This window comes from Methylobacterium sp. FW306-05-D (assembly GCF_058782155.1).
In genome coordinates this window covers 1-6,862 of record NZ_JBYSXL010000132.1, presented here as the reverse complement: position 1 = coordinate 6,862, position 6,862 = coordinate 1, and the positions used below count along the sequence as shown (strand labels likewise).

The following is a 6,862-nucleotide window of genomic DNA, read 5'->3' as shown; positions in this document are numbered from 1 at the left end:
TCCGATCGCCACGATCAGCTCAGGGTCCACCTCCAACTCTTCATCGATGCCTCCAACCACGCCCGCCGGCTCAAGACCCTACGCGGCCTCACACCCTACGAATGCATCTGCCAAGCTTGGACCAAAGAACCCGAACGCTTCAGGGGCAATCCGACACGCCTCATCCCGCGACCGTACAGCTAGCTTACATCGACGGGGACGCCCCGAGGCCGACGACGGTGGACGGCTTCGAGGTCTCGTACATGCGCAGCCTCTACGAAGCTGGCTTCGAGAACGCTCGATTCGGGACCGCGTGGCGGAGCAAGGTTCCTCTGACCTCGCCCGGCGACGTCGCAAGCTCAGTCGAAGCGCCTCGGCGAAGCCCTTAGTCCGGGTTTACGGGCGGACGTGGCTTTCCTGATGCTCGTCGTCGAAGGCCCCAAGTAGTGACCGCCGGACCCGTCGCATTCCATATGCGAACCAGTTTGTTCCAAGGATCGCAGAGGATGAGGTCATCGCCGTCCTATCGGACTTCGTGGCGGGTGTATTTGGCAGCCGCCTGAAGCGCCGTAAGGTAAATCAAGTCACGCAGCTTATATCTCTACGGCGATTTGGACCTACCCATATGTTCGCTTTCGGGTAGCTCTTCCTGGCAACCGATACGACTATGTCGGGTCAGGACCCGGCCGTCCGCTCTAAGACCGGGTTGGGTGGAATGCCGCCTGACTGCTATTGGATTGGGATGTTGTTGGACTGGACGTTGACTGGATGGGGGCCACATAGCCAGCCGGCCAAAAAACCGGACTCTTCTGGCTTCGCTCCGATGGGCACGAATTGCTTCGACGTCATGTCGACCTGACCGGCGGGCTTTGGGCCACGCTGATTGAGCGGATCAAACTGGACCGAAGGTCCGCTGATGCCCTACTCAGAAGCGCGAACCGACGTTTGCGGGAAGTTCGTCGTGCCAGCGCATCCTTCTTGGTTTGGCTGTCAATTGAATTACGCCGTTTGATATCTGCATCTTCACGACCGGACGAGGAAAAAACCTTCACCAATGGGTTTTTCCTTTTGGTTAAGGATTTTTTTACCCTCGATCTTTTTCGAATCTGTGCGAGGTTCGGCGCAAGGGCAATCGCAGGCCCGAACGACGGCAACCGTTACCCTCATCGACTTCGCGGGGAACGTTCCATGTGCGCCAAACCAGGCCCAAAGACTGCTCATCAGGATCATCGAACGCGCCTACCGTCATGGTCGTGTGTCACCCACGCCTGACGGACACGGTCGCGACTGAGGTCGCCGAGCCACCCACACACTGACCCGCCCCATCCGGCTCGACCGCCTTCGTGCGGGTGCGAGCTGACATGCATCATTCCGATCCGAAATCCGGGGCAGCGGCCGACGCGCGTCCCATCGATGACCCATGTGCCGAGGAGACCGCCATGTCCGTCACGTTCACGGTCGACACCAACGACCTCCGTCATATCCTGGCGCAGATCCGCATTGCCGAGGAGTTCGCGGCGCCCGGCAATACGCGGACACTGCAGGAAATCATCGGTCCGGACGCGGCCCTGCTTCCCTATGGCCTGCGGGCCGTCGACGGAAGCAACAACAACCTCCTTCCGGGGCAGAGCCTTCTCGGCGCGGCGGACCAGCCGTTCCCGCGTCTTCTGCCGGCCCAATACACCACCGGCACGGGCCAGTTCGACGCCAACGGGCCGGCCCCCGACGGCCTTGTCACCAACAACGACTACAGCACCTCCGGCACGGTGGTGGACACCAGCATCCGGACGGCCAGCAACCTCATCGTCGACATGAGCCCGCACAACCCGGCCGCGGTCGCAGCCTGGTTCGCCAACCCCATCGCCCAGGCGGCCTATGCGGCGGCCCACGACGGTGCGGCGCCCCCGGCGGGCTACGTTCCCACCGCCACCGAGATCGCCTTCATCCCGAACCAGTCGCCCGACATCGGCCTGTCACCGCCCTTCAACGGCTGGATGACCCTGTTCGGACAGTTCTTCGACCACGGGCTCGACCTCGTCACCAAGGGTGGCAACGGCTCGGTCATCGTCCCCCTGATGCCCGACGACCCGCTGATCGCCGGCGGCGACGGCGTCCTCAATACCGCCGACGACCTGCCGGAAGCCCAGCGCTTCATGGTCCTGACCCGCGCCACGCCCGTGACGGGACCGGGCGCCGACGGGGTGCTCGGCACGGCGGACGACGTCCGCACCGCGGTCAACACCACGACGCCGTGGATCGACCAGAACCAGACCTACACCTCCCATCCCTCGCATCAGGTCTTCCTGCGCGAATACGTCCGGGTCGACGTGACCCCAAGTGACGGCGTGGCCAATCCCGTCACCCTCGCGACCGGAAACCTCCTCAACGGCGGCGCGGACGGCAAGGCCATCGCGAACTGGGCCGAGGTGAAGGCCCAGGCCAAGGCGATGCTGGGCATCGAGCTCGTGGATACGGACATCCACAACGTCCCCGTCCTGATGACCGATCCCTACGGCCGCTTCATCCCGGGCCCCAACGGCTACGCGCAGATGCTGATGCAGCCGGACGCGACCCATGCCACCACGTGGTTCAAGGAGGGAACGGCGGTCGGCATCCGCACGGTCGGCGCCGTCATGACCGGCCACGCCTTCCTCGACGACATCGCCCATAGCGCCGACCCCATCGTCCAGGGGCGGGCAGTGGCGGCCGACACCGACACGCTCACCGGGAATGCGGTCGCCATCAATCCCCAGACCGGGGCCAACCTCGCCTACGACAACGAGCTTCTCGATAGGCACTTCATCACGGGTGACGGGCGCGGCAACGAGAACATCGGCCTCACCGCGGTCCACACCATCTTCCATTCGGAGCACAATCGCCTCGTCGAGGCCAACAAGCAGACCATCCTGGCCTCGGGCGATCTCGCCTTCATCAACGAATGGCTGAGGGTCGACCTGACCGCCCTGCCGACCACGCCGGCCCAGGTCGCCGCACTGCAATGGGACGGCGAGCGCCTGTTCCAGGCCGCGAAGTTCGTCACCGAGATGCAGTACCAGCACCTCGTCTTCGAGGAGTTCGCGCGCACCGTCCAGCCGAACGTCGATCCGTTCGTGTTCACCAACAGCGCCGACCTCAACCCGGCCATCACCGCCGAGTTCGCGCATGTCGTCTACCGGTTCGGGCATTCGATGCTGGCGGACACGATCGACCGCATCGGCTTCGACATGAAGCCGGTCGATGCCGACCTGACCGTCGCCGGAACGCAGGAGCTCGGGCTCATCGAGGCGTTCCTCAACCCGGTGGCCTTCACGGCGAGCGGCGTCGACACCGAGGCCGCGGCGGGCGCGATCATCCGCGGCATGACCCGCCAGATCGGCAATGAAATCGACGAGTTCGTGGTCGATTCCCTGCGCAACAATCTGCTCGGGCTGCCGCTCGACCTGGCGACGCTCAACATCGCGCGCTCCCGGGAACAGGGCGTGCCCTCCCTGAACGAGGCCCGCGCGGAATTCTACGCGATGACCTCCGATGCCAAGCTCAAGCCCTACACGAGCTGGGTCGACTTCGCCCAGAACATCAAGAATCCGGCCTCGGTGCTCAACTTCATCGCGGCCTACGGCGATCACGACCTCATCACGCAGGAGAGCACCCTCGCCGGCAAGCGCGCCGCAGCGACCGCGCTGGTGTTCGGCATCTCGGTCGACGTGCCGGACGACCCGTCGACCCCGGGAGACGACGCGCACACCATCGCGCCGCCCGCGGATCGGCTCGACTTCCTCAACGGCACGGGAGCGTGGAACGCGGCGAATTCCGGCCTGAACGACGTCGACTTCTGGATCGGCGGCCTGGCCGAGGAGAAGATGGAATTCGGCGGAATGCTGGGCAACACCTTCAACTTCGTCTTCGAGACGCAGATGGAGAACCTGCAGAACGGCGATCGCTTCTACTATCTCAGCCGTACGCAGGGCATGAACCTTCTCAACGAGCTCGAAGCCAACACCTTCTCGGCCCTGGTCCAGCGCAATACCGACCTCGGCGACGAGGGCTCGTCACACCTCAACGGGTCGCTCTTCGGCCGCGCCGACCACATCCTCGAACTCAACCAGGGCAAGCAGGTCGGGGACGACCCGACGCAGGACGACCTGCTGCTGCAGATCCTGGACCCGAAGGTGGTGCGCATCGCACCGGGGGCCGACGTGGACAGCGACGGTCATGCCGATGGCGGGATGCTGAAGTTCAGCGGGGGCGAGCACGTCGTCCTCGGCGGAACCGAGGGCAACGACCGCCTGATCGGCGACAAGGGCATCGACACCCTCTGGGGCGACGGCGGCGACGATTATCTCAACGGCGGGATGGAATCCGATCAGATCTTCGGCGGCGACGGCGACGACGTCATTGAGGACCCCTTCGGCGACGAGTTCATCCGGGGCGGCGAGGGCAACGACGCCATCTCGGGCGGGCCGGGCCTCGACATCCTGTTCGGCGGTGGGGGCAAGGACTTCATCACGCACTCGACCGATCCGGTCGAGGTGTTCGCTGGCCGCGGCGATGACTTCGTCCTGGGCGGCAGCGCCGGCGACGGCCTGATGGGCAACGAGGGCGACGACTGGATCGAGGGCGGCGAGGGTTTCGACAGCCTCTCGGGCGAGAATTCGCAGCTGTTCTTCAACAGCATGATCATCGGTCACGACGTCCTCGACGGACAGGGCAACGACACTGACTACGATGGCGAATCCGGCGACGACATCATGGTCCAGGGCCCCGGCATCCAGCGCAACAACGGCATGCTCGGGTTCGACTGGTCGATCCAGAAAGGCGATCCGAACAACGGCCTCATCGATCTCGGCATCTCCCAGTTCGCGACCCAGCAGGCCCTCATCCTGCGCGACCGGAACGACTCGGTCGAGGCGGCCTCGGGCTGGAAGCACGACGACACGCTGATCGGGACGGACCGGCCGACGGGGGCGAACGGCCCCGGCCTGGCCGGCATCATCAACGGCCCGGCGACCGACAGCATGCTGCTGTCCCAGAACGTCGCCCTCATCGACGGCTTCGAGGCGCTGCTCAAGCTGACGCCCGGCGCAATCCGCGGTCAGACGGTGGGCAGCGACGCCACGCCCTTCGCGAGCCTCGCGCCCGACACCACGGTGTTCGACCCGCAGAACGGGGGCAACATCCTGCTCGGCGGCGCCGGCAGCGACACGTTCGATGCCAAGGCCGGCAACGACATCGTCGACGGCGACCGCTGGCTCAACGTGCGGATCAGCATCCGGGACGCCGCCGGCAATGAGGTGGCCACCGCCGACAGCCTCGCGGGCCAGATGTTCACCACCCCGGCCGGGCTCGCGAGCGGCACCGGTCCGCTCTATCTCGGCGGAATGACCCTTCAGGCGGCGCTGATGTCGCGGGCGGTCAATCCGGGCCAACTCAACATCGTCCGCGAGATCCTCGATGCCGGACAAGGCGCCGACGTCGATACGGCGATCTTCTCGGACGTGCGGGCGAACTACACCATCACCAACCTCGGCGACGGCAGCTTCCAGGTCAGCCACACCGGCTTTGCCGTCACCCCGACCCTGAAGCTGTCGGACGGCATCGATACGCTCCACAACATCGAGCGCGCGCAGTTCGCGGACGGAGCCGTGTTCCTCACCAACGTGCCCGCGACCGGGGCGCCGACCATCGACGACACGACGCCGACCGAACTGGCGGCGATCAGGGCCAACGTGGCCGGCATCGCCGACCTGAACGGCCTGCCCACGACCTTCGCCTTCCAGTGGCAATCCCTGTCGGCCGCCGGGACTTGGACCGACATCGCCGGCGCGACCGGCCAGACCTTCACGCCGCAACAGGCGCAGGTCGGGCTCCAGGTCCGCGTCGCGGTGAGCTTCACCGACCAGGGCGGTTATGCCGAGCGCGTCGTCTCGGCCCCGACCGACGTGGTCGGCGACAACATCGTCGACAACGGCGTCGGCAACACGATCAACGGTACGGCGGGCGCCGACCGGATCCTCGCCAACGGCGGCAACGACACGGTGAATGCCGGGGCCGGTGACGACTTCGTGGACGGCGGGGCTGGCGCCGACACCATCGACGGGGCGGCCGGCAACGACACCCTCCAGGGCGGGACCGGCAACGACATCATCGATGCCGGGGCCGGCGACGACGTGGTGACCTGGAACGGCGGCGCGGCGCTCGGGCCGATCACCCTCGTCCCCACCGATGGGCGCGACGTGGTGAGAGGCGGCACCGAGGGCACCGTGGGAGACACCCTCGTGGTCAACGGGACCCTCGGTCTCGCCGAGACCTTCCGGGTCTACACGGTCGCCGCCTGGGGACAGGTCGCCGGCAACAACGTCGCCACGCTGAGCGCCGGCACCGAGATCGTCATCACCCGTACCACGGGAGCCGGCATCGGCGCCGTCACCACGGTCGTCGCCGAGTTGCAGGAGATCGAGGAGATCCGGATCGGGACCGCCGCGGTCTCGGTGCCGAACCCGCCGACCAATGCGGGGGCGGGCGACAGCGTCTTCCTGATCGGCAACTTCTCCACGACGAGCCTGAACCTCAACACCGTGACCATCGACGGCACCGAGGGCAACGACACCGTCGACATCTCCGGCCTGACCTCGGCCCACCGGATCGTGTTCCGGTCCAGCGGCGGCACCGACACCATCGTCGGAACGCTGCGGCCGCAGGACGTGATCGAGCTGGCGCCCGGCACGACCCGGGCGGACTACGTCGAGACGCAGGCGAACGGCGTCACCACCCTGACGAACGGCTCGCACAGCATCACCTTCGCGAGCTCGGGAACCCCGACCTTCGGCACCGTGCCGGCCGCCGGTGGGAATCCGCCGGGCGGGGGCGGCGGTACCGGTGGGGG

At 66.3% G+C, this 6,862-nt stretch carries 1 protein-coding gene and 1 pseudogene; both read left to right on the top strand.

Going from position 1 to position 6,862, the window contains the following annotated elements:
* A pseudogene (locus AC3WLN_RS23305) lies at nt 1–183 on the top strand (IS481 family transposase); the annotation flags it as partial.
* A gap of 1,235 nt (nt 184–1,418) precedes the next feature.
* Nucleotides 1,419–6,862, top strand: a 5,444-nt coding sequence (locus tag AC3WLN_RS23300) for a peroxidase family protein (RefSeq protein WP_492485274.1), incomplete at its 3' end; no start/stop codon positions are given.